The organism is Enterobacter sp. EGD-HP1, from assembly GCF_000733275.2.
Lineage (GTDB): Bacteria > Pseudomonadota > Gammaproteobacteria > Enterobacterales > Enterobacteriaceae > Enterobacter.
This window is the reverse complement of sequence record NZ_AVOP01000004.1, coordinates 99,297-124,193: the sequence shown is the minus strand read 5'-3', so window position 1 is coordinate 124,193 and position 24,897 is coordinate 99,297. Positions and strand designations below refer to the sequence as shown.

The 24,897-nt window shown below is 57.8% G+C and carries 19 protein-coding genes; 5 read left to right on the top strand and 14 right to left on the bottom strand.

The genetic code is table 11. The features are described from left to right. Positions 1-6 precede the first annotated feature (6 nt). Genes secD through queA form a run of 4 tightly spaced genes read right to left on the bottom strand, consistent with a single transcriptional unit; the run spans position 7 to position 4,488 of the window. Entirely contained in the window at positions 7-1,854 is a 1,848-nt protein-coding gene (secD, locus tag N037_RS05825) for a protein translocase subunit SecD (RefSeq protein WP_071884810.1), read from the bottom strand. A gap of 27 nt (positions 1,855-1,881) precedes the next feature. After that, positions 1,882-2,214: a preprotein translocase subunit YajC gene (gene yajC / locus N037_RS05820; protein ID WP_003859109.1), complete on the bottom strand. Its 333-nt coding sequence runs from the start codon at positions 2,212-2,214 to the stop codon at positions 1,882-1,884. Positions 2,215-2,236: 22 nt separating this feature from the next. Then, a complete protein-coding gene (gene tgt / locus N037_RS05815; protein WP_003859110.1) occupies positions 2,237-3,364 on the bottom strand; it encodes a tRNA guanosine(34) transglycosylase Tgt in 1,128 nt (375 codons plus the stop codon). A 53-nt stretch (positions 3,365-3,417) separates the two neighbouring features. Beyond that, a complete protein-coding gene (gene queA, locus N037_RS05810; protein ID WP_032639657.1) occupies positions 3,418-4,488 on the bottom strand; it encodes a tRNA preQ1(34) S-adenosylmethionine ribosyltransferase-isomerase QueA in 1,071 nt (356 codons plus the stop codon). Positions 4,489-4,580: 92 nt separating this feature from the next. On the opposite strand from queA, the gene acpH reads away from it, so the two are divergent. Continuing rightward, positions 4,581-5,162: an ACP phosphodiesterase gene (gene acpH / locus N037_RS05805; protein ID WP_032639655.1), complete on the top strand. Its 582-nt coding sequence runs from the start codon at positions 4,581-4,583 to the stop codon at positions 5,160-5,162. 127 nt (positions 5,163-5,289) lie between these two features. Beyond that, a complete protein-coding gene (locus N037_RS05800) occupies positions 5,290-5,892 on the top strand; it encodes a peroxiredoxin C (protein WP_010428037.1) in 603 nt (200 codons plus the stop codon). A 43-nt stretch (positions 5,893-5,935) separates the two neighbouring features. On the opposite strand, the gene N037_RS05795 is transcribed toward N037_RS05800, so the two are convergent. The 7 genes from N037_RS05795 to phoB form a co-directional block, all read right to left on the bottom strand. Beyond that, positions 5,936-7,321 (bottom strand): DUF3999 domain-containing protein, encoded by a 1,386-nt coding sequence (locus tag N037_RS05795; RefSeq protein ID WP_032639653.1) that lies wholly within the window; start codon positions 7,319-7,321, stop codon positions 5,936-5,938. Further along, positions 7,318-9,933, bottom strand: a complete 2,616-nt coding sequence (locus tag N037_RS05790) for a DUF2339 domain-containing protein (RefSeq protein ID WP_032639651.1) — start codon at positions 9,931-9,933, stop codon at positions 7,318-7,320. Before N037_RS05790 ends, N037_RS05795 begins: the two co-directional genes overlap by 4 nt. A gap of 88 nt (positions 9,934-10,021) precedes the next feature. Next, complete coding sequence (malZ, locus tag N037_RS05785) at positions 10,022-11,839, bottom strand: maltodextrin glucosidase (RefSeq protein WP_032639649.1); 1,818 nt, start codon at positions 11,837-11,839, stop codon at positions 10,022-10,024. A 139-nt stretch (positions 11,840-11,978) separates the two neighbouring features. After that, a complete protein-coding gene (gene proY / locus N037_RS05780; RefSeq protein WP_008503261.1) occupies positions 11,979-13,352 on the bottom strand; it encodes a proline-specific permease ProY in 1,374 nt (457 codons plus the stop codon). Positions 13,353-13,433: 81 nt separating this feature from the next. Beyond that, on the bottom strand, positions 13,434-14,753 hold the full coding sequence (brnQ, locus tag N037_RS05775) for a branched-chain amino acid transporter carrier protein BrnQ (protein WP_032639646.1): 1,320 nt from the start codon (positions 14,751-14,753) through the stop codon (positions 13,434-13,436). A gap of 409 nt (positions 14,754-15,162) precedes the next feature. Next, positions 15,163-16,458, bottom strand: coding sequence for a phosphate regulon sensor histidine kinase PhoR (gene phoR, locus N037_RS05770; RefSeq protein ID WP_032639644.1), 1,296 nt, complete (start codon positions 16,456-16,458; stop codon positions 15,163-15,165). A gap of 21 nt (positions 16,459-16,479) precedes the next feature. Beyond that, the gene (gene phoB, locus N037_RS05765) at positions 16,480-17,169 is read right to left on the bottom strand and encodes a phosphate response regulator transcription factor PhoB (protein ID WP_008503265.1); all 690 of its coding nucleotides are present in this window, start codon (positions 17,167-17,169) and stop codon (positions 16,480-16,482) included. A 187-nt stretch (positions 17,170-17,356) separates the two neighbouring features. Between phoB and sbcD the strand changes: the two genes are divergently transcribed. Further along, positions 17,357-18,562 carry an exonuclease subunit SbcD gene (gene sbcD, locus N037_RS05760; protein ID WP_032639642.1) on the top strand — a complete coding sequence of 402 codons (1,206 nt, stop codon included), beginning with the start codon at positions 17,357-17,359 and terminating at the stop codon, positions 18,560-18,562. Then, positions 18,559-21,690: an exonuclease subunit SbcC gene (gene sbcC, locus N037_RS05755; RefSeq protein WP_032639639.1), complete on the top strand. Its 3,132-nt coding sequence runs from the start codon at positions 18,559-18,561 to the stop codon at positions 21,688-21,690. The genes sbcD and sbcC overlap by 4 nt, the downstream gene beginning before the upstream one ends. A gap of 98 nt (positions 21,691-21,788) precedes the next feature. Here sbcC and mak read toward each other — a convergent pair whose 3' ends face one another. After that, the gene (mak, locus tag N037_RS05750; protein WP_032639636.1) at positions 21,789-22,700 is read right to left on the bottom strand and encodes a fructokinase; all 912 of its coding nucleotides are present in this window, start codon (positions 22,698-22,700) and stop codon (positions 21,789-21,791) included. A gap of 123 nt (positions 22,701-22,823) precedes the next feature. Between mak and rdgC the strand changes: the two genes are divergently transcribed. Next, positions 22,824-23,738: a recombination-associated protein RdgC gene (gene rdgC / locus N037_RS05745; protein ID WP_023310540.1), complete on the top strand. Its 915-nt coding sequence runs from the start codon at positions 22,824-22,826 to the stop codon at positions 23,736-23,738. A gap of 48 nt (positions 23,739-23,786) precedes the next feature. On the opposite strand, the gene ppnP is transcribed toward rdgC, so the two are convergent. Both ppnP and N037_RS05735 read right to left on the bottom strand, forming a co-directional pair. Beyond that, positions 23,787-24,074 (bottom strand): pyrimidine/purine nucleoside phosphorylase, encoded by a 288-nt coding sequence (gene ppnP / locus N037_RS05740; RefSeq protein ID WP_008503270.1) that lies wholly within the window; start codon positions 24,072-24,074, stop codon positions 23,787-23,789. Between the two features lie 71 nt (positions 24,075-24,145). After that, positions 24,146-24,823, bottom strand: coding sequence for an AroM family protein (locus N037_RS05735; RefSeq protein WP_008503271.1), 678 nt, complete (start codon positions 24,821-24,823; stop codon positions 24,146-24,148). Between the last annotated feature and the right edge of the window lie 74 nt (positions 24,824-24,897).

The following is a 24,897-nucleotide window of genomic DNA, read 5'->3' as shown; positions in this document are numbered from 1 at the left end:
CACTCCTCAGATAGACAGCTTTTTGACGCGCTTGCCGCCGTACAGCAGGTTCACGATGGCACGGGTGCCGACAATAGCGGTAAACATTGACGTTGCGACACCGATACCGGTGGTAATCGCAAAGCCTTTGATCGCGCCAGTACCCACTGCATACAGGATAAGAACCTTAATCAGTGTTGTTACGTTCGCATCGAAGATGGAGCTGAACGCGCCTTTATAGCCTTCGTCAATCGCCTGCTGAACAGAGCGACCGTTGCTCAACTCTTCTTTGATACGTTCGTTAATCAGTACGTTGGCGTCGACCGCCACCGCAAGGGTAAGAACGATACCCGCAATCCCCGGCATGGTCAGCGTCGCCCCCGGCAGCAGGGACATGATGCCGATGATCAGCACCAGGTTCGCGATCAGCGCGGAGGTCGCAATCAGACCAAACTTCTTATAGAAGAAGATCATGAAGAGGATAGAGACCACCAGACCGGCCAGACACGCTTCAAGGCCCTGCTGAATGTTTTGCATCCCCAGCGTTGGACCAATGGTACGCTCTTCAACAATCTGAATTGGCGCAATCAGCGCACCGGCACGCAGCAGCAGCGAGAGCTGACGCGCTTCGTTCGGGTTGTTGATACCGGTAATACGGAAGCTGTTACCCAGACGAGACTGGATGTTGGCGATGTTAATCACCTCTTCCTCTTTCACCAGCACCGCACGACCGTTTGCATCTTTCTTACCGCTGTCTTTGTACTCCACGAACAGGGTCGCCATCGGCTTACCGATGTTGTCCTTGGTGAAGTTAGACATGATGTTACCACCCGCGCTATCCAGCGAGATGTTAACCTGCGGCTGGTTGTATTCGTCCTGGCTCGACGTGGAATCGGTGATGTGGTCACCGGTCAGAATCACGCGTTTGTACAGCACAACTGGCTGACCTTCGCGGGTCTGTTTCACTTCGGAGTCACCCGGAATACGCCCTGCGGCAGCAGCGGACTGATCGACGTTGGAGTTCACCAGACGGAATTCCAGGGTTGCGGTCGCACCCAGAATCTCTTTCGCACGCGCAGTGTCCTGGATACCCGGCAGTTCAACCACGATACGGTCAGCACCCTGACGCTGTACCAGCGGCTCAGCCACGCCCAGTTGGTTTACGCGGTTACGCAGAATGTTGATGTTCTGCTGAACGGCATATTCACGCGCTTCTTTCAGACGCGCATCGGTCATCACCGCGCGCAGCTGGTTGCTGCCCTGAGAGGTGATCACCAGGTCACGGTGACGTTGGGTCAGGTAATCTACAGCCTGATCGCGCGCCGCACTGTCGCGGAACGTGATGCTCATGCCGTAGTTATCTTCTTTACGCACGGTGGTGTAAGCGATGCCTTTATCACGCAGATCGCTGCGCAGGCTGTCGATATTCTGTTCCTGCAGCTTGCCGAGCGCGGTATCCATATCCACTTCCATCAGGAAGTGAACGCCGCCACGCAGGTCAAGACCGAGTTTCATTGGCTCTGCTTTCATCGCAGCCAGCCAACGCGGGGTTGCAGGGGCAAGGTTCAGCGCTACGACGTATTTGTCACCCAGCACGCCCATCAGCGCTTCGCGAGCGCGGAGCTGCGTGTCGGTGGTGTCGAAGCGAGCAAGAATTGCACCCTCTTCCAGAGCCACAGACTTAGCGGTAATTTTTTCTTCTTGTAACGTTTTCTGGACCTGGATCAGCGTTTGCTCACTGGCGGCGACACCGCGCGCGCCAGTGATTTGAACGGCCGGATCCTCACCATACAGGTTGGGAAGCGCGTACAGCAGGCCGACGAGAATCACGACGACCAGCATGATGTACTTCCACAAAGGATAACGGTTTAACACGGCAGTTCCCTTTGGGAAAAGTTGGGATTACAGCGCCTTCATGGTGCCTTTCGGCAGAACGGCAGCTACGAAGTCACGTTTGATGACCACTTCAGTGGTGTCGTTCAGGGCGATAGCAATGTAGCCGTTTTCGGCCACTTTGGTTACGCGACCGACCAGACCACCGTTAGTCAGTACTTCATCGCCTTTCGCAATGGAGTTCATCAGGTTTTTGTGCTCTTTGGTGCGCTTCTGCTGTGGACGCAGGATCATGAAGTAGAAGATCAGACCGAACACAACCAGCATCAGAATCAGAGACATCGGGCTGCCCTGCGCTGGAGCACCTGTTGCCGCTACCGCATCAGAAATAAAAAAGCTCATTCAAATTCCCTCATTATTAAAATTAATCAACGTTCAACGGTGGAACATCCCGCCCCTGACGTTGGTAGAAATCGGTCACGAAGCTCTCTAATTTACCCTCTTCGATAGCCTTACGTAAACCAGCCATTAAGCGCTGATAATAACGAAGATTATGAATGGTATTGAGACGCGCGCCCAAAATCTCGTTGCAACGATCGAGATGATGCAGATACGCGCGAGAATAATTGCGACAGGTATAGCAATCGCACTCGGAATCGAGCGGGCTGGTGTCACTCTTATGCTTCGCGTTACGGATTTTCACCACGCCATCGGTAACGAACAAATGTCCGTTACGCGCGTTGCGGGTTGGCATGACGCAGTCGAACATATCAATGCCGCGGCGTACGCCTTCAACCAGATCTTCTGGTTTACCCACGCCCATCAGGTATCGTGGTTTATCCGCCGGGATTTGCGGGCAGACATGCTCCAGAATGCGGTGCATGTCTTCCTTCGGCTCACCCACAGCCAAACCGCCGACAGCGTAGCCATCAAAACCTATCTCTACCAGACCTTTAACAGAGATATCGCGTAAATCTTCGTAAACGCTGCCCTGGATAATGCCGAACAGCGCATTTTTGTTCTGCAGGGAGTCAAAACGGTCGCGGCTACGCTTCGCCCAGCGCAAAGACATTTCCATAGAACGCTTGGCGTAATCCCAGTCGGCCGGATACGGCGTACATTCGTCGAAGATCATCACGATGTCAGAGCCGAGATCGTACTGAATTTCCATCGATTTTTCGGGATCGAGGAAAATCGGATCGCCGTTGATCGGGTTACGGAAGTGCACGCCCTGCTCGGTGATCTTGCGGATATCGCCCAGGCTGAAGACCTGGAAGCCGCCGGAGTCGGTCAGGATTGGGCCTTTCCACTGCATGAAATCGTGCAGGTCGCCGTGGAGCTTCATGATCTCCTGACCCGGACGCAGCCACAGGTGGAAGGTGTTGCCGAGGATAATCTGTGCGCCGGTGGCTTCTACTTCTTCCGGCGTCATCCCTTTTACGGTGCCGTACGTGCCCACAGGCATAAACGCGGGGGTTTCCACCACGCCGCGATCAAACACCAGGCGACCGCGACGCGCGCGGCCATCGGTGGTATCGAGTTCAAATTTCATTTTTTCTCCGACGTCAGAAAAACAGTCCAACGTTGTAAAACGGTGCCGCGGACTTATTCCCCGACACGCTCATTCAAAGCCTGCGGATTGTACGTGATAAACATCGCGTCCCCGTAGCTAAAAAAGCGATATTTTTGTTCTACCGCAGACTTGTAGGCCGCCATCGTGTGCTGATAACCGGCAAATGCCGACACCAGCATAATCAGCGTCGATTCAGGCAGATGGAAGTTGGTCACCAGCGCGTCAATCACTTTGTACTGGTAGCCCGGGTAGATAAAGATCTGCGTATCGCCAAAGAACGGCTCGATAAGATTGCGCTTCGCCGCCTGCGCGGCGCTCTCGAGTGAGCGCACAGACGTCGTACCGACCGCCACGACGCGGCTACCGCGCGCTTTCGCCGCCAGCACCGCATCCACCACATCCTGAGGCACTTCAGCATACTCCGAGTGCATGATGTGATCTTCAATGCTGTCCACGCGCACCGGCTGGAAGGTTCCCGCGCCGACGTGCAGCGTCACGAACGCCATCTCCACGCCCTTCGCGCGCAGTTTTTCCAGCAGCGGTTCATCAAAATGCAGGCCCGCGGTCGGCGCAGCGACGGCGCCCGGCTTCTGGCTGTAAACGGTCTGGTACAGCTCGCGGTCGGCCTCTTCGTCCGGACGCTCAATATACGGCGGCAGCGGCATGTGGCCGATGGCGTTCAGGATATCGAGCACCGTGCGCTCGTCGTCGAACGCCACCTCAAACAGCGCATCGTGGCGCGCGGTCATGGTCGCTTTGATGCTCTCATCATCGCCCAGCAGCAGCTCCGCGCCCGGCTTCGGCGCCTTAGACGCGCGAATATGTGCCAGAATACGTTTATCATCGAGCATACGTTCGACCAGCACTTCAATCTTGCCGCCGCTGGCTTTACGGCCAAACAGGCGCGCCGGTATCACGCGGGTATTGTTAAAGACCAGCAGATCGCCAGGGTTGAGCTTGTCGAGCAAATCGGTGAAAGTACCGTGCGTCAGCTCGCCCGTTGGCCCATCCAGTGACAGTAAGCGACAGCTGCTGCGCTCAGGCATGGGATAGTGAGCAATCAGGGATTCAGGTAGTTCAAAGGAGAAATCGGCGACGCGCATGACGTATACTCGTGACTTAAAAACAGGCGGCATAGTCTAGTGCTCACACCCTTTTGCTGCAACAACTAGCCGACCCCGGACAAATAAAACGCATGAATTTTCTCGCTCACCTGCATCTCGCTCACCTCGCTGACAGCTCCCTGTCCGGCAATTTGCTGGCCGATTTCGTACGCGGCAACCCCGCTGAGGACTATTCCCCTGAGGTTGTCGACGGCATTTTCATGCACCGCCGCATCGACGTGCTGACGGATAAGCTGCCGGAAGTGACGGAAGCCAAAGCGTGGTTTCGCCCTGAAACGCGCCGCGTAGCGCCAATCACGCTCGACGTGATGTGGGACCACTTTCTGTCGCGCCACTGGGAACAGCTGTCGCCGGAGATGCCATTGCCGGATTTTGTGCGCTATGCCCACCAGCAGGTGTCGATCATTCTGCCCGACTCGCCGCCGCGCTTTGTGAATCTGAATAACTACCTGTGGTCGGAACGCTGGCTGGAGCGCTATCGCGAGATGGATTTCATCCAGAACGTGCTGAACGGGATGGCGAGCCGTCGCCCGCGACTGGATGCGCTGCGCGACTCCTGGTATGACCTGGATGAACATTATGATGCGCTGGAGGCCCGATTCTGGCAATTCTATCCACGCATGATGGCGCAGGCGAAAAACAAACAGCTCTGACAGAATTCACATTGATAGGTAAAAGCTGGCGGAACGATTGTCACCACCTCTTTGTCTTATCCATGAACACTCTCTATACTGGCTCGCGTTGCGTTCCAAATAACCTTAGTATCTACAGGAGAATCATATGGTTCTGGTAACTCGTCCGGCTCCGGATTTTACAGCTGCAGCAGTTCTGGGCAACGGTGAAATCGTTGAAAACTTCAACTTCAAACAGCACACCAACGGTAAAGCGACCGTTCTGTTCTTCTGGCCAATGGACTTCACTTTCGTTTGCCCGTCTGAGCTGATCGCCTTCGACAAACGTTATGAAGAATTCCAGAAGCGTGGCGTGGAAGTTGTTGGCGTCTCCTTCGACTCTGAGTTTGTACACAACGCATGGCGTAACACCCCTGTCGAAAATGGCGGCATCGGTGCGGTGAAATACGCAATGGTTGCGGACATCAAACGCGAAATCCAGCAGGCTTACGGTATCGAACATCCGGACGCTGGCGTTGCGCTGCGTGGTTCCTTCCTGATCGACGCAAACGGCATCGTTCGTCACCAGGTTGTAAACGATCTGCCGCTGGGTCGTAACATCGACGAAATGCTGCGCATGGTTGACGCGCTGCAGTTCCACGAAGAGCACGGCGAAGTGTGCCCGGCTCAGTGGGAAAAAGGTAAAGAAGGCATGAACGCGTCTCCAGACGGCGTGGCTAAATATCTGTCTGAGAACGTATCCAGCCTGTAATCGGCACGGTTTACGAAAAAGGCCCGCTTATGCGGGCCTTTTTTTATGCCTTACGCTGCGTCTCTCGCCAGATGCGCCAGGCCATGCCCGCCAGCAGAACCACGCCCGCAATCAGTACGCCCCACACCAGCAGCGTGTTCATTCTGCTCTCCCGCTCGGCCGCGGAGGTAGCGGTCAGACGCTCCTCGCCGCCTAACGCGACATTATCCTGAATGTCAGCCTGCGGCAGGTTTTCCATATCATAGGTCTTGCGCAGGTCGGCTGGGATCAGCATGCCGGGCTCCACGCTGGCAGGCTTTGCCGCCCCGTTGCCCCAGGCGAGCACGTACGGCGCTTTCCCCTGCGCGTTGAACACCAGATCGTAGCGGTCGCGATGTCCCGTGACGCTCGGCAGGTATTCTGGCAGACGCGCATTCAGCGTCGTGATTTTCACGGCCTGCACCAGGCCCCCGTTAAGCGAAACCGGTGGCGACGTTTTTCCCTCAAGACGGTAAAGAACCTCTTTTTTCAGGGGATGCCATGCGTCCTTTTCCGTACTTCGCCATGCTATCTCCACGGGAAGAACGCCATCGCCATTCAGTAAGATGCTGACAGCGCTCAGCGGCTGCGGGCGCGTCCAGTGCCACTGCGCTTCGCTTGCCGATAACGATTCCCCTTCGCCTTCCAGGTTAACCTCTTCCGGGGCCGCCTGCGCGGGTGCGCTAATTGCGTTTACGCCGGTCAAGGTTATCCCCTGGCTTTTTGTATTCAGCACCACCATGAGATAGCGATTTGCATCGGGAGATAGAACCGTATCGGTATCGATCCGATCGAGCTTAAGACGATCCTGTCCGCTGACGACGTCCAGCAATGGCATATCCTCGCGCAGGGTATACCAGCGCTTAAGATCCTCGCTGTAATAGACCGACGCCGTTCCCTGCCATGGCGTCTGGGGGGTATTCCAGAGCAGCTGCAGCTGGGATATGGCCATCTCTTCCGTCGCCTGTTCAGGCAGGGTCAGCAGATAATGTTGCCCGGCTGCGGCGGCTTTTTGCCCCTCCAGCACAATTTCAACGCCATTTCCGGAACGGAGCAGGATCTTATCGCTGTCACCGGATCCTCGCGAAGCCGCAAGCGGCGAGGCGTCCAGCGGGAAGAGGCGCAGCGCGGTGGATTGCGCTGGGGCCTGCGGACGCGTCGCGCTGACCAGGCTAAAGGGAACCGGCTCGCCCGACTGGTTAAAGACGCGGACATCATGCAGATCCGGCGACGTGCTTTGCTCATAGACGGCGAGCGGCAGCATCACCCGATACCACTGGGAAGGAACAGACGTATCGAGGGAAAAACCAAAAGCATAGTCCCGGGGCGATTCCGTTTGTCCCTCGTCGCAAAACGCCGGGCCGGAAAGCGCCAGCAGCGCGGTACAGGCTACCGCTTTCATCCATTTCATTTTTCATCTCCTGTTTTGGGCGGCAGCGGGGAGAAATACCCCACGATCAGAACCAGTATCGCCACGCCGATAAACGCCACCGCGCGCGACAAACCGCCTCCGCCCGCGCTGTCCACCAGCATCAGTTTAACCATCACCACGCCCAGCAACGCGGCACCGCAAAGCCACTCCTGCCGGGAAGCCCGACGGGTGGCATGGATCATGACCACCAGCGCGCTCAGCATCCAGAACAGGGCAAAACTGGTCTGGACAAGCCGCGAATCCCACAGCGATGCCATATTCCAGGCCACGTCGCCGTACCAGGCCAGGGCGCGCATCAGCGCACCGTTAAGCCACCAGAAGCCAAGCGCCATAATCGCGACGGCAGGCCACGGGCGGGCCTGCGAAAGCCACGCCGGGTAATAGCGATCCACAGCCCGATAAAAGACGACCAGCCCCAGCAGCGCGAACGCCGCGCCTTCCTCAAGCGGGTTTACCAGCGGCAGCCAGGTCTGACGATAGACCACGCCGTCCTGGAAATTGGTCACCACCAGCAATACCAATAGCGCCACGACCACGGGGAGCGGTGCCAGGCAGGCGTAAAGCGCAGGCCACTCCCGGAACGGCCACCCGCGACGCCGTACGGCTGCAGAGAGCGCCATAATCACCCCGCCGCCTGCTGCCATCGCTAAGCCGCTGCCCCAGGCCGCCATGCCCCACGGCAACGACCGGGCAAACCAGTAAAGCTCCGCGGCCAGCGCCAGCAAAATCATCCAGAAAAGCGACAAATGCAGCCCCATCGCAATGCGCGGCAGGAGTCTTTCACCGTCGCGCCGCAGCAGCATCAGCGCAGCAGGAAGCGCAACACACCAGGCCAGATTTGACCAGCCGGCGGCAACGATCTGCTGGTGCCAGAGCTGATACCCCACCATCAGCAGCATAACCGCCCACAGCAGCCATTTGCTGGCATCCAGCTCCCGCCACGCCAGACGCGCAGCCACCTGCCGCCATCCCCAGACCGACGCCGCCGTCAGCGCCAGCACGCCCGCCAGAATCGGTAATTCCTGCGTCATCACCAGCCCCGATGCGCCCAATAGCGCCACCAGCCAGAACAGCAGCCCGCCTGCCAGCAGCGCCCGGCTGACCGGCATAAAGAGAGTCCGCCACAGCCAGGCCGCAGCCAGCCAGCAAAGACTGAGGATAGAGAAGATCAGCAGCAGGCTCAGCGACGTCACGCCGTTCGCTTGCGCCCACAGCGCGCTGCCGAGCGCCAGCACCAGCAACGCCGTCCCGCTATAGCTCATGCGACGCTGGTTCTGCTGCACGCCCAGCCAGAGGATACCCAGCCCTTCCAGCGCCCAGGCCATCGCCGTCCAGCGTGCCGACAGCGCCAGCGGAATGGCGAGGGTCGCGAACCCGCCGCCAATGGCCAGCGCCGCCATGACCAGCGGTCGTCCGATGGAGGGATAGCGCCGCAGCGCAAGGAACGCGAGGGTAAGATAAAATGCGCCGTATCCCAGCGCGCTGAGCGCCGGACCGTAGGTCCAGTGCTGAGTCATGCCATACTGCATTCCAAAACCAACCAGAGGCGGGGCAAACAGCAGCACGCCGTCGATAATCTGCTTCCCTTTCTCCTGCGCCCGCAGCGACAGCGCCACGCTCAAGACGCCGAATATCAGCGTATTGGCAATCAGGAACAGCTGGCAGATCCAATAGTCTTCGGGCTGGTAGTCATTCAGCCCCCACAGGCCGCCCACACCGAACGTAAACAGCAGCCCAAGGAGATTCAGCTCGCGCCAGTGCTGCCAGATGCTGATAGCGAGAATGCCGATGGAAAGCAGGAGATAGAAGGAGAACAGCGCCACAAAGCTACCGCCCCCGGTAGATAAGAGCAGCGGCGCAAGATACCCGCCGAGGCTCGCCAGCATGGCCAGGCTCAGCGCCTTCTGCAGCACCGCCAGCCCGACGCTCGCCGCACATATCACCACCAGCAGCGCAAAGGCCAGCGTCATCGGCAGCATTTGCCAGAGCCGGAAGGCGCCAAAGACGGTCAGATAGAGGATGCCTGTCGCCCCCCCCTGGAGGATCAGCGCATAGACGCGCTGCCTGTGCCGCAGCCGCCACCCGAGGACCAGCAGGACCATAGCAAACAGCGCCGTCGCGGCCAGGCGAAGCTCAAGCGGGAACAGGGAGTGTTCGACGGTATAGCGCAGCAGAAATGAAAGACCGAGGAAGAGCAGCAGGATGCCCAACTTCGCCAGCGGGTTACCCTGCATGAACCAGCGCACCAGCGACGTCAGCATGCCGCCAAAGGCAGAAGGCTGTTTTGCCGCGGGCGCAGGAGCGGGATCGGGTGCTGCCGCAGCAGCGGGAATATCCGAACGCCAGGGGTCGACAGGCGCGGGTACGTCCTCAGCCACCGGCTCGGCCACTGCCGCCGGCGCGGCGGCCCGTTCAGGTTCCGGCGCGTTCTCCGCGACGCCGCGCTGCTCGAGCGCCTCAATGCGCTGGCGCAGCCGGGCGATCTCCTGTTTCGCCGCCGTGCTTCGGTTAAAGCCGATAACCGCAAGCACCGGCGCAACGCCCAGCGCAAAAACCAGGAACAAACAGCCAAGGATGTAAAGCTCGTCCATGTTTCCACCTTCACCGTAAACGATCCGTTAAGATTGACACAAATAGTTGCATTTGCGCCATCTTAAAAGGTGGAAACATTAACAGGTCTTAGCTGCCGAACCAGATGGTCGCGGATACCGCAGGCAGCGCCAGCACGCCGTCCTGTATCGTTGCCTTGCCCTCTTTATTCTTCCACATAGCCACCTTCAGCAGCGGTGAATCATCCAGCACCACTTCGCAGGCCTCGCCCCGGTTGATGGCGATCAGCACGCGTTGCTGGTTATAGACGCGAGCAAACACCACCACGTTATCGTGGGCGTACACCACCTGACAGCCGCCGTAGCGCAGGGCGAGACTCTGCTTACGCAGCTTCGCCAGCCGCTGATACAGGCTGAACAGCACCTTGTCCTGTTTCGCTGGCTCCCACGGGAAGGTTTTACGGCAGAACGGATCGTTGTTGCCGTCCAGCCCCACTTCGTCTCCATAATAGATGCACGGCACGCCCGGCCAGGTGAAGAGCCAGGTCACCGCCAGCGGCAGACGCGCCACATCCTTGCCGAGCAGGGATTTAAAGCGGGCGGTGTCGTGGCTATCGAGCTGGTTAAACATCCGCAGCTGCTGCTGATGAGACAGACCGGCGCGATAGTTCTCCATCCACGCCATGCAGGTTTCAGCGTCGATATGGTTCGGATCGTAGGAGATATCGGTGTTAGCGAGGAATCCCCACAGCGGGAAGGTAAAGCCGCGATAGTTCATCGCCGCATCTTCCGCATCGTTCTGCAGCCACTGGCGCGCGTCGCCAAAGTGCTCGCCAAAGACGAACGCCTCCGGCTGGGCCGCTTTTGCGGAGCGCGTAATCCCGGCGACGTGCTGAAGGTTATTCCGCGCCCCGCCCGCTTCACCGAGCATATGCACCACGTCCAGACGCCAGCCGTCCATATTCCACGGCGCCTTCAGCCAGTGTCGGACGATGCTGTCTTCGCCGCCGTAGATTTCATTCACGAGCGTTGGCGACTGGAAATCCAGCTTAGGCAGGCTGGCATACCCCAGCCAGTCCAGCGCGCGGCCCTCCTCGTTAAAGCTGTACCAGTCGCGCTGCGGCGAGTCCGGATTATGACATGCCCCGCCCATCGACTGATTATGGCGGTCAAACCAGGCGTGCGAATCGCCGCTATGGTTGAACACGCCGTCCAGAATCAGGCGCATGCCTTCGTTTTGGGTGTTCTTGCGCAGGCGCAGCAGCGCCTCGTCACCGCCAAACTGCGCGTCAACGTGGCGATAATCTTCGGTATCGTATTTGTGCACGCTCGGGGCTTTAAAAACGGGGTTGAGATAGAGCGCCGTCACGCCGAGCTTTTTCAGGTACGGCAGCTTTTCGCTGATGCCGTCGAGATCGCCGCCGTAAAACGTCGAGCCGCCCGCCTGCGCGGTTAACGGATCGTCCCACGCTTTCAGGATAATGTCGTGGCCCGCCGCATGGTGGTGATAGATCTTATCCTGGTCAGCGGTGCGCTTTTCACTGCGTGCGAAACGGTCCGGGAAAATCTGGTAAAAGACCTGATCGTTAACCCACTGCGGGCCGTTATCCGGGTAATCGACCGCGAACTGCTCCAGCCGTGCGGGCGGGAAACGGCTAAACCCCTGCGGGGTAAACCACAGCTGGCGGTTATTCCACAGCAGTTTGAAGCTGTAACGGCGGCGCGGCTGTCCGCTGCGCAGGTCGATATTCGCCCGCCACGCCGTGATCCCCGGCTGCGGCTGGCTGCGCAGCTTGTGCATTTTCAGGCCGGTCTCTTCGTTATCTATTTCGGCGCGGAGCGTCACGCGTTCAGGCTGATTTTCCCCCGCCAGCCAGAGCGTAATCACAAGGTTGTCTTTGTTTTGCTTAACAAATGGGGCAACCGGAAGGTGCCAGGCGTTTAACATCACGAATCCCCTTTGATGAAATTGACGTCACCTTGCCACAGGGTGGTTAAGGATAGCTCATCACGATCGGGATTATTGGGGGAGGAGAAAGGAGGATGAGGCAAAATTCCCTCTCCCACAGGGAGAGGGAGAAAAAATATTACTGTGCTTCCGCCAGCTGACGATCGCGGCGGCATTTAAACACCCAACCCACCAGCAGCAGGACGATCCACGCGCAGCCCACGTAAAGGGAAATGCGGGTATCCGGATGGTAGCCAATCAGGCCAATGATAAACACCAGGAAGATCAGCCCGACGACGGTCGTCGCAACGCCGCCCGGTACTTTGAACTTCAGCGCTTTCGCCTCATCCGGCGACAGACGACGGCGGAAGGCAATCTGCGACAGCAGGATCATAATCCACACCCACACCGTCGCGAAGGTCGCCAGCGATGCGATCACCAGGAAGACGTTCTCCGGCATGATGTAGTTCAGATACACCGAGAACAGCAGCGCTACGGTCATGACCACGACGGTCACCCACGGCGTGCCGCGGCGTGAGGTTTTGGCGAACACCTTCGGCGCGCTGCCCTGCTCCGCCATGCCGTGCAGCATACGGCCCACGCCAAAGACGTCACTGTTAATCGCGGAGAGCGACGCGGTCAGCACCACAAAGTTCAGAATGCTGGCGGCAAACGCAATCCCCATGTGCTGGAAGGTCAGAACAAACGGGCTGCCGTTGGTGCCCACCTGGTTCCACGGGTAAATGGACATGATCACGAACAGCGTACCCACGTAGAACACCAGAATACGCATCGGCACCGAGTTGATGGCGCGCGGAATGGATTTCTCCGGGTCTTTCGCTTCACCAGCGGTAATACCGATAATCTCGATACCGCCGTAGGCGAACATCACCATCTGCAGCGACATCACCATGCCGAGCCAGCCGTTGCTGAAGAAGCCACCGTTGCTCCAGAGGTTGTGAATACCGGTCGGCTGCCCGCCGTTGCCGATTCCCCAGATGATGATGCCGAAACCGGCCACTATCATGATGATGATGGTGGCGACCTTGAAGAAGGAGAACCAGAACTCCAGCTCGCCGAACACCTTCACGCTCATCAGGTTGACGGCGCAAATGATCAGCACCACGCTCAGCACCCAAATCCAGTGCGGCACCGCCGGGAACCAGACGCCCATATAGATGCCAAACGCCGTCACGTCGGCAATCGCCACAATCAGGATTTCAAAGCAGTAGGTCCAGCCGGTGATAAACCCGGCCAGCGGGCCGAGGTTTTCCTGCGCGTAGCGGGAGAAGGAGCTGGCGGACGGGTTGTGAACCGACATTTCGCCGAGGGCGCGCATGATGATATACGCCGCCACGCCGCCGATGATGTACGCCAGCAGAACGCTGGGACCGGCCATTTTGATGGCATCTGCCGAGCCATAAAAAAGACCGGTGCCGATAGCAGAGCCCAGCGCCATAAAGCGGATGTGGCGCGTGCTCAATCCACGTTTAAGTTTGTTAGTGCTTTCCATTTAAATCTTGCCATTCAACACGAAAAAAACAAAAAACCACGGGGCCTTAAGCCCCGTGGTTAAACAGTTTGTTGCCGTTGATTAATGGGCGTTCGATGCGACCTGACGCCCTGCAGCACGGTCCCAGATAATCGCCAGAACCAGTGCAACAACGGTAGGCATCAGCCAGGCCAGACCCTGCTCGGACAGCGGCAGACGCTGTGTCCATGCTGGCAGTATGTGCGCGAAAGCTGATGCTTTAATCCCGTCAAGGATACCAAAAATCAGGCTGATAAACATGGCTGGCGCAATAATTCGTGAAGAGTTGTTCCACCACGGGCGCGTAAAGCTCAGCACCACCAGCACGATACACGGCGGATAAATCGCCGTCAGTACCGGAATCGAGACCTGAATCAGGTGGCTCAGACCGAGGTTGGACACCGCCATCGAGAAGATGCCGAGGATAAACACCAGGGTGCGGTAAGAGAGCGGCAGATACTGTGCGAAGAACTCTGCGCAGGCGCAGGTCAGGCCAACCGCGGTGACCAGACAGGCCAGGAAGATGAGCGCCGCCAGCAGCATACTGCCCGCACCACCGAAGGTATGCTGAACGTAGGCGTGCAGGATAGCCGCACCGTTGGCGTTCTGATCGACCAGCATGGCGCTGTCGGAACCCAGACGGAACAGCGCCAGATACAGCAGCGTCAGCCCCAAGCCGGCCATCAGGCCAGCCCAGATGGTATAGCGGGTCAGCAGACGTGCTTCGGTCACACCGCGGGAACGCGCGGCGTTAACGATAACGATACCAAACACCATCGCGCCCAGCGTATCCATCGTCAGGTAGCCGTTCACAAAGCCGTTAGAGAACGCGGCGTTTTTATAGGCGTCCATCGCGTCGCTAATCGGGCCAGCGGGCCAGACGATAGCCGCTACCGCCAGAACAATCAGCGCCACAATTTTCAGCGGAGCCAGGAAGTTACCCACGGTATCCAGCAGCTTGCCCGGATAGAGGGAAACCAGAATTACGATCGCGAAGTAGATCAGGCTGTAGATAAACAGCGGCATCGCACCGTCACCGGTCAGGGGAGCAATACCCACTTCAAAGGAAACGGTCGCCGTACGCGGGGTCGCAAACAGCGGGCCAACGGCCAGATAGCAGACGGTTGCCAGCAGAACGCCCGCCACTTTGCCAATCGGGGTGCTGAGGCTATCCACGCCGCCGCCGACTTTCGCCAGCGCGACGACGGTCAGTACCGGTAGACCCACGGCAGTGATCAGGAAACCAAACGCGGCGGTCCAGACGTGTTCACCCGCCTGAAGGCCAACCATTGGAGGGAAAATGATGTTGCCTGCGCCAACGAACAGCGCAAATGTCATAAAGCCCAGCGCGATGATGTCACGCGATTTTAAGTGATGGGTCATAAAACCTTACTGCCTGTGGATGTGGTGTTGAAAACATTGAGATTTTCGATATCCCTGACGGGACGATACAGCCGAAAACTTGCTCAATTTCAGCGGGAAATGCTCCCGTCCTGGCGTGGAGAAGAATAGTTTTTCGATTTACCACGCAAATACAGTCGGTCTGACAGTATCTGGGGCGCAATTTAAACGCTTATAACGTTTAAAGGCAAGGTGGGATCGTAAAACCAGAACAATATGCCAGCATGAAAATACGCGTTAGAATAATACGCTATTTATAAGAAAAACCCATGGCTAATCATGCGAACAAAAAACAGTCAGCCGTATATAATTCACACGCGTTTCGCTTGACTGCAAAGCAAACGGGCCAGCGATGGCTGACCCGTGGAAAGGTAAAATGACACGCCTGCCGTCAGGCGATCTTTTTGGCAATTAATCGTTCCGGAATAACGAAACTGAAACGGGTTCCTTTACCCAACGTACTCTGAATATCGAGACGGCTTTCATGGTGATTCACCGCGTGTTTCACAATTGCCAGTCCCAGGCCGCTTCCGCCTGTCTGCCGGGATCGCGCTTTATCCACACGGTAAAAGCGCTCGGTCAGACGCGGAATATGCTCAGGCGCAATCCCCGGCCCGTTGTCTTCCACGCTAAACTCAGCCCCCGTTGAGGCATGGTGCCAGCGCACCACGATATCCGTCCCTTCCGGCGTATGATTCACCGCGTTGTACACCAGGTTAGAAATGGCGCTTCGCAGTTCATCTTCGCTGCCCAGCACCTTCAGCGTATTGTCGACCTCAAAGGTCAGGTGATGCTTTTTGTGGCTTAACGTCTGCGCTTCACGCTCAACGACCCGCAGCATCATCGGGACATCAATGGTCTCATTTAGCGCAAGCGTTGGCGCCGCTTCAATCTTCGATAGCGTCAGCAGCTGCTTCACCAGCCCTTCCATCCGGTGCGTTTGCTCGCGCATGGTGTGCAGCGCTTTTTCACGCGGCGCGCCTTCAAGCGTTTGCTCCTGCATCATCTCCAGGTAGCCCTGAAGTACGGTCAACGGAGTACGCAGTTCGTGACTGACGTTGGCGAAGAAGTTGCGGCGCGCCCCTTCCAGCTGGTGCATCTGGGTAACATCGCGCGCCACCATCAGCCACTGCTTATCGCTGTAGGGCATCACGCGGATTTCCAGATGGCGACCATTGTTGAGCTTCAGATTATGCGGGCGGGTAAAATCACGCGTTTTCAGATACTGCGTGAACTCGGGATAGCGCAAAAGGTTGAGGATATTCTGACCATTGTCGTCGGGCCAACGCAGGCCCAGCAGCTGTTGTGCAAGGCCGTTACACCAGAAGATCGTCCCTTCTTCGGTCGTCAGAATAACGGCATCCGGCAGCGACTCTGCACCGCTGCGAAAACGCTTAATCAGGCTTCCCAGCTCGCGGCGACGCTTTTTATTACGCATCTGCATCTGATGCAGACCGTACAGCAGCGGCTCCCAGCTGCCGCTTCCCGGCGGCGGCGTCATACTTCGGTCAACCCACAGCCACCAGGAGAGGCGCAGCAGGTTCCAGAAATGCCAGATCAGCAGCCCGGTGACCGACGCCAGCAGAAACCACGGCAGGTGTCCAAGAAAGGCCCCCAGAAGGAAGGCCGGAATACAGCATAAGATCAGTTCAAAGACGAGCCTTTTCCATGACAGACGTTCCAGCACGCGTCACACTCCTGTCATTGTTCAGAAACGGGTAGAAAAACGATAACCCGTGCCGCGGACCGTCTGCACCATGCGATCGTGGCCGCTCAGTTCCAGTGCTTTTCGCAGGCGGCGAATATGTACGTCAACCGTCCGGTCTTCGACATACACGTTAGTTCCCCAGACGTTATTCAGCAACTGCTCGCGGCTGTATACGCGTTCCGGGTGGGTCATAAAGAAGTGCAGGAGTTTAAATTCGGTAGGCCCCATGTCGAGGGGATTTTCACCCGTCATCACGCGGTGTGAAGTGGGGTCAAGGCTCAGCCCCTGCATCTCAATCACCTCTTCCACCGCCATCGGCGAAATACGGCGCATCACGGCTTTAATGCGGGCAACCAGCTCTTTTGGGGAGAACGGCTTAGTAATGTAATCGTCCGCGCCGGTCTCCAGACCGCGCACGCGATCCTCTTCTTCTCCGCGCGCCGTCAGCATCACAACCGGGATGTCGCGGGTCAGCGCCTCGCGCTTCAGGTGTTTGATAAACTGCAGTCCGGAGCCGCCGGGCAACATCCAGTCCAGCAGAATCAGATCGGGCCAGGGTTCATTCAGCTGGTTCACTGCGCTGTCATAATCTTCCGCTTCAACCGGCTGGAAGCCGTTTTGCTCGAGCACGAAGCACACCATTTCACGAATTGGAGCTTCATCTTCTACGACCAGAATACGTCTCGCCATACTTTGCCCTGTCTTATCTTATTTAAGTTACAAGTTTGTAATTCGGCGCCATTATGCGTCAGATTTATGACAGATTTATGAAAAACAGTACCACGATAACGGGCAAACCGTTGTTTTATTACAGCGGTTATTTTCCCGTCTCTGAAGGTTTATAATCCCGCTTTCTCTTTTTTGCCACGGATCAGCTATGCGCATACTTCACACCTCGGACTGGCATCTGGGTCAAAATTTTTACAGCAAAAGCCGTGCGGCTGAACATGAAGCCTTCCTGAACTGGCTGCTGGAAACGGCCCGGACGCACGAGGTGGACGCGATTATTGTAGCGGGTGACATCTTTGATACCGGCTCGCCCCCCAGCTATGCGCGTGAACTGTATAACCGCTTCGTGGTGAATCTGCAGCAAACCGGCTGTCATCTGGTGATTGTCGCCGGCAACCACGATTCCGTCGCGACGCTCAATGAATCCCGCGACATCCTGGCATTTCTCAATACCACCGTCGTCGCCAGCGCCGGGCACGCCCCGCAGATCCTGAAAAAACGCGACGGTACGCCGGGGGCGGTGCTGTGTCCCATTCCGTTTTTGCGTCCGCGCGATATTGTGCAAAGCCAGGCGGGACTTTCCGGCGGCGAAAAACAACAGCATCTGTTACAGGCCATCACCGACTATTATCACCAGCAGCATGCCGAAGCCTGCGCCCTGCGCGGCGACCAGCCGATTCCGGTGATTGCGACCGGGCATCTCACCACCGTCGGGGCCAGTAAAAGTGACGCCGTGCGTGACATCTATATCGGCACGCTGGACGCCTTTCCGGCGCAGAACTTCCCGCCAGCCGACTACATTGCGCTCGGACACATTCACCGGGCGCAGATCGTCGGCGGCAGCGAGCACATCCGCTACTGCGGCTCGCCTCTTTCGCTCAGCTTCGATGAAACGGGTAAAGCAAAATCCGTGCATCTGGTGAGCTTTTCCGAGGGCAAACTCCGCGCCGTCGAGACGCTGGAGGTGCCCGTCACCCAGCCGCTGGCGGTGCTGAAGGGCGATCTTGACGCCATTACCGCCCAGCTTGAGCAGTGGCGCGGAGCAGCGCTTAACCCGCCCGTCTGGCTGGATATCGAAATCACCACCGATGACTACCTGCACGATATGCAGCGTAAAATTCAGGCGCTGACGGAAGATTTGCCCGTCGAAGTCTTACTGGTACGCCGCAGCCGCGAGCAGCGCGAGAAAATTCTGTTAAGCGCTCAACGCGAAACGCTCAGTGAGCTTCGGGTTGAAGAGGTGTTTGAACGCAGGCTCTCGCAGGAGGAAATTGACGACGCGAAGCGCGCAAGACTCAGCGAACTGTTCAGCCATACCCTGCATGCGCTCAATGATGAGGAAGAAAACGCATGAAAATTTTGAGCCTGCGCCTGAAAAACCTCAACTCCCTCAAGGGCGAGTGGAAAATTGACTTTACCGCGGAGCCGTTTGCCAGCAACGGTCTGTTTGCCATCACCGGCGCGACCGGGGCAGGTAAAACCACCCTGCTCGACGCTATCTGTCTGGCGCTTTATCACGAAACGCCGCGACTGCAGAAGGTCTCTCAGGCGCAAAACGACCTGATGACGCGCGACACCGCCGAGTGCCTGGCGGAAGTGGAATTCGAGGTAAAAGGCATCGCCTATCGCGCCTTCTGGAGCCAGAACCGCGCGCGCAACCAGCCTGACGGGAACCTGCAGGCGCCGCGCGTGGAGCTGGCGCGCTGCGAAGATGGCAAAATCCTGGCCGACAAAGTGACGGATAAACTGGAGCAAACCGCTGCGCTCACCGGGCTGGACTATGGCCGCTTTACCCGCTCCATGCTGCTCTCGCAGGGGCAGTTTGCCGCCTTCCTTAATGCCAAACCGAGCGATCGCGCCGAGCTGCTGGAAGAGCTGACCGGCACCGAGATCTACGGCCAGATTTCCGCCATGGTGTTTGAGAAACACAAAGCCGCCCGCAGCGTGCTTGAAAAGTGCGAGGCGCAGGCGGCGGGCGTCGTGCTGTTGAGCGAAGAGCAACAGCAGCAGTTACAGCAAAGTTTGCAGGCACTTACTGACGAAGAGAAAACCCTGCTGGTTCAGCAGCAAAGCCAGCAGAAAGATTTTCAGTGGTTTACGCGCCGTGATGAGCTCGTGCTTGAGCAACAGCGCGTCACCACGATGCAGCAGCAGGCGCAGCAGGCGCTGACGAACGCTGCGCCAGAGCTGGCAAAGCTCCAGCTCGCGCTGCCCGCCGCCCAGCTTAGACCGCTTTGGGCGCACCAGCAGGAGCAAACCGCGCGTCTGACGCAAACCCAGCAGCGAATTATCGAAGTAAATACTCGCTTACAAGCCAAAACCGCACTGCGCGCGCGGATCCGTCATACCGCCCAGCGTAATCATGAGCAGCTTCAGACCGAACTGACGGCGCTGGCGCAGTGGCTGGCGGAGCACGAGCGCTATCGCCTGCTGGGGCAGGAAATTGCCGGCTGGCGTGCCCAGCTCTCGCAGCTTAACCGCGACAAAACGCAGTTAGCCTCGCTAGCTGCGCGGATGGGTGAATTACGCAACAGGCTGGCTGAAATGCCGGAAAATGCGCTGAGCCTGACGGCGGATGAGGTCAGCGCGGCCATGGAGCAGCAGTCCCGGTCACGCACGCTGCGCCAGCGGCTAACGTCGCTGCATGCGCGCTATCAGCCGCTGCAAAAGCGCCTGCGCCAGAGCGGTGAAAACGTGCAGAAGGCCCGGGCCGATCAAAATAAACTCAATGATACGCTGACGCTGCGCCGCCAGCAGTACAAAGAGAAACACCAGCACTATCTGGACCTGAAGGCCCTGTGCGAACGTGAAGCGACGATTAAAGACCTGGAAAGCTATCGTTCCCGGCTTGAGGCAGGCAAACCCTGTCCGCTGTGCGGTTCCAGCGAGCATCCCGCCGTTGAGCAATACCAGTCGCTTGAGCTGACGGATAACCAGCGCCGCCGCGATTCCCTGGAAAAAGAGGTCGCCGCGCTTAAAGAAGAAGGGCTACTGGTGCTGGGACAGGTTAATGCCCTGACTCAGCAGATCCAGCGCGAGACAGACGAAGCGCAGACTCTCTCTCAAGAAGAGCAAGCACTCACTAAAGAGTGGATGGAGGCCTGCGCTTCCCTGCACATCGCGTTGAATATTCAGGAAGATATCACGCCGTGGATGAACGAGCAGGAACAGTACGAGCGCCAGCTTTATCAGCTCAGCCAGCGTCTGACCCTGCAAAACCAGTTAAACGAGCAGGAAGTGCAGGAGCGACAGTTCCAGCAGCAGCTGACGGCCGCGCGCCAGGCGCTGGAACACGCCCTGCTCTCGCTATCGCTTAACGTACCTGAAGACGGTAATGAAGCCGCCTGGCTGCACGCCCGCGAAGCGGAATTCGCGCAGTGGCAGGAGAAACAAACGCAGCACGGCGTGCTTCTGGAACGCATAAACGCTCTCAAGCCGCTGCTCGACACGCTTCCGGAAACGCACAGCGAAGAGGCCGAACCGACCATTCCGGCTGGCTGGCGCGACGTCCACGACGAATGCGTGTCGCTACAAAGCCAGCTCACCGCGCAGCAGCAGCAGGAAAAGCTGGAGCAAGAGCGCCTGCAGCAGTCCCAGACGCAGTTCACCGCGGCGCTCTCAGCGAGCTGTTTTGCCGATCGGGACGCGTTCCTTGCCGCGCTGCTGGATGACGACGCTATTCGCCACCTCGAACAGCTGAAACAGTCGCTGGAAAGCCAGATACAGCAGGCCGCGGTCCTTTCCGGCCAGGCGAACCAGCAGCTGCAGGCTCATCTGGCGCTGCGGCCGGAAAGGCTCGACGCCGATGCTCCTGCGCTGCAAAGCCAGCTGCAGCAGCTGGCGCAACGGCTTCGCGAGAACACGACGCATCAGGGCGAGATCCGCCAGCAGCTTAAGCAGGACAGCGATAACCGGCAGCACCAGCTGGCGTTGATGCAGCAAATTGATGAGGCCGCGCGCCAGGCGGACGACTGGGGTTATCTGAACGCGCTGATCGGCTCCAGCACCGGCGACAAGTTCCGTAAGTTCGCGCAGGGGCTGACGCTGGATAATCTTGTCTGGCTCGCAAACCAGCAGCTTAACCGTCTGCACGGGCGTTATCTGCTGCAGCGTAAGGCCAGCGACGCGCTGGAGCTGGAAGTGGTCGATACCTGGCAGGCGGACGCGGTGCGCGATACCCGTACGCTCTCCGGCGGCGAGAGCTTCCTGGTCAGCCTGGCGCTGGCGCTGGCCCTTTCCGACCTGGTGAGTCATAAGACGCGGATCGATTCCCTGTTCCTGGATGAAGGATTCGGCACGCTCGACAGCGAAACGCTGGATACCGCGCTGGATGCGCTCGACGCGCTGAACGCTACCGGAAAAACCATCGGCGTGATCAGCCACGTAGAGGCGATGAAAGAGCGCATTCCGGTGCAGATCAAGGTGAAGAAGATCAACGGGCTGGGGTACAGCAGGCTGGACAGAGAATTTGCGGTGCAGTAAAGGTCCACTCCATCTGTAGGCCGGGTAAGGCGTAGCCGCCACCCGGCTTTTTTTTTGCGGCTGCCTGAATTCGCCCGGTGGCGCTTCGCTTACCGGGCCTACGAATTTACTGGCCACAGCCACGCCGCGCCGCGCACGCCGCTGGAGTCACCGTGGACAGCTTTGCGGATCGGGGTTTCACACTCGCCGCCGAAGACCCACTGTTTCACCAGGTTCGGCACCGTGGCGTACAGCCGATCAACGTTGCTCATGCCGCCGCCGAGCACAATAACGTCCGGATCGAGAATATTCACCACGTGCGCCAGGGATTTCGCCAGCCGCATTTCGTAGCGGCTAAGGGCCAGCTCGGCAACCGGATCCTGCTCTTCGACCAGACGCATAATTTCGTTGCCCTTCAGCGGCTGGCCGCTCAGACGGTGGTAGTCGGTCGCAAACCCGGTGCCGGAGATAAACGTCTCAATACAGCCTTGCTTTCCGCAGTAGCACGGCACTTCAGCGCGGTATTTAAGCTCATCTTCGTCCATCCACGGCAGCGGGTTGTGTCCCCACTCGCCCGCGGTACCGTTGCCGCCGATATGAGCGCGCCCGCCGAACGCCACGCCCGCGCCGCAGCCGGTACCGATAATCACGGCAAACACGGTCCGGGCACCGGCCGCCGCGCCGTCGATAGCCTCAGAGACCGCCAGGCAGTTGGCATCGTTGGCCAGACGCACTTCCCGGTTCAGGCGCACGCTTAAATCCTTATCAAACGGCTGACCGTTGAGCCAGGTAGAGTTAGCATTTTTAACCACCCCGGTATACGGCGAGATCGACCCCGGGATCCCCATCCCGACGCTGCCGGTTTGCCCTGTCGCCTGCTCTGCCATCTCAACCAGGCTGGCAATCGTCTCGATAGTCTGGTGATAATCATCGCGCGGCGTCGGCAGACGATGGCGAAACAGCTGCTCCCCCCGCTCGCTCAGCGCGATGACTTCTGTTTTGGTGCCGCCCAAATCGATCCCAATACGCACAAGACTCTCCTCATTATTTTGATTATCAACAGAGTAGAAGCACGCTTCCCGATTAGCAATGCAAGCGATGCGACAATTCGTTATCATGCCCGCTGATTTAACGACAAGGCCGTGGAAATTATCATGCTGTGGTTCAAAAATTTGATGGTTTACCGTCTCAGCCGCGACGTTTCGCTGCGTGCAGAAGAGATGGAAAAACAGTTAGCCGCTTATACCTTTTCCCCTTGCGGTAGCCAGGATATGGCGAAAACCGGTTGGGTTCCGCCAATGGGTTCACAAAGCGATGCACTGACCCACGCCAGCAGCACGGGTCAAATCATCGTCTGCGCCCGCAAAGAAGAGAAAATCCTGCCGACGCCGGTGGTTAAGCAGGCGCTCGAAGCAAAAATTTTCAAGCTGGAAGCCGAACAGGGCCGCAAGCTGAAAAAGACCGAAAAAGATTCGCTGAAAGACGAAGTGCTGCACTCCCTGCTGCCGCGCGCCTTCAGCCGCTTCAGCCAGACCATGATGTGGATCGACACCGTCAACGGGCTGATCATGGTGGACTGCGCCAGCGCCAAGAAAGCAGAAGATACGCTGGCCCTGCTGCGCAAAAGCATCGGCTCTTTACCGGTCGTTCCGCTGGCGCTTGAAACGCCGATCGAGCTGACGCTGACCGAATGGGTACGCAGCGGTGCTGCGGCACAGGGTTTCCAGATCCTTGATGAAGCCGAGCTGAAAGCCCTGCTGGAAGATGGCGGCGTGATCCGCGCGAAGAAGCAGGATCTGGTGAGCGACGAGATCGCCGTCCATATCGAAGCGGGCAAAGTGGTCACTAAACTGGCGCTCGACTGGCAGCAGCGCATTCAGTTCGTGATGTGCGACGACGGCTCCGTGAAGCGTCTGAAGTTCTGCGACGAGCTGCGCGATCAGAACGAAGATATCGACAGGGAAGATTACGCCCAGCGTTTTGACGCGGACTTCATCCTGATGACCGGCGAGCTGGCCGCGTTGATTCAGAATCTGGTGGAAGGTCTCGGCGGCGAAGCGCAGAGATAACAGGCAAAACGCAGGCCGGGTAAGCGTTAGCGCCACCCGGCTTATTTTTTATTTCAGGTAGCGGCACAGATAAGAGGTGGGTTCAGCCACCTGCAAATGAAATTCGCTGTGGCCAGGGACGTTGAAAACTTGCCCGGCAGCGTAAACTTTCCATTCCGTTTCACCCGGCAGTAAGACGTTCAGCGCCCCGCTGACGACCGTCATTTCTTCAGCTTCCGCCGTGCCAAAGGTGTATTCCCCTTCCGCCATTACGCCGACACTGGCACGACCAGTGCTGCTGCTGGTAAAACCAATGGATTTCACTTTACCGGAAAAGTATTCGTTACTTTGAAGCATGAACTGGCCCTTATATTTATAGATAAAAATTCACTATAGGGGCCATGCTCATCACCTGTCACGCAAAATCATTACATGAGGAGTTCCGAGGCCAGGCGAGCCATCAGAACGTTGGATAACAGCACGGGCACATCCAGCGCTTTTTGCAGCAGGTCACGATGATGCTGATGGAAACCCAGGCAGTCCAGGATCAAGACGTCCGCCCCTCTCTCAAGCAGTTCCTTCCCGGCAGCAATGAGCTTGGCCTCACTGTCCCAGAACGGATTTGCCAGCGCGTACAAGGGCACTTTTTCCAGCACGTGCCATTTTGCCTCCTGGTTATCCATGAGCTCCTCAATGGGAACAATCACCCCCACCTGATGGCCATCAACGATAGAGGCCACCAGCGGTGGAATGATCCGCATCGGCTCCAGCAAAATCGCATTCCGCGCCGTAAGCCCCTTAATGGGTGCGGTACTCATCAGCAAAATAACGTCATAACCTTGATTATCGAGCACTTCTATCACGCCCTGCAGCGAGCGCTCGATTTTCTGACGTGAAACGTGCGCCAGTTTACCGTCACTTAATAACGTCGCCAGGGGATCCTCCCCCGCCTCGACAGCGTAGTCTTCCATGACCTCTTCCCGACTCATCTTCCCCAGCAGGCTGAGATGCGTTATCTGTTGTTCAGATACATGCTCGGTTAAGAGCGGTAACACTTCGCTTACAGGGACCACACCAATAGTGAGGATCGCCAACGTTGCCTTCATTTTTATCGCCTTCCATTACTCCAACATCGTGTACACAGGTACAGGCTCACTACGCTGCACAGTTCGTTTTTTAA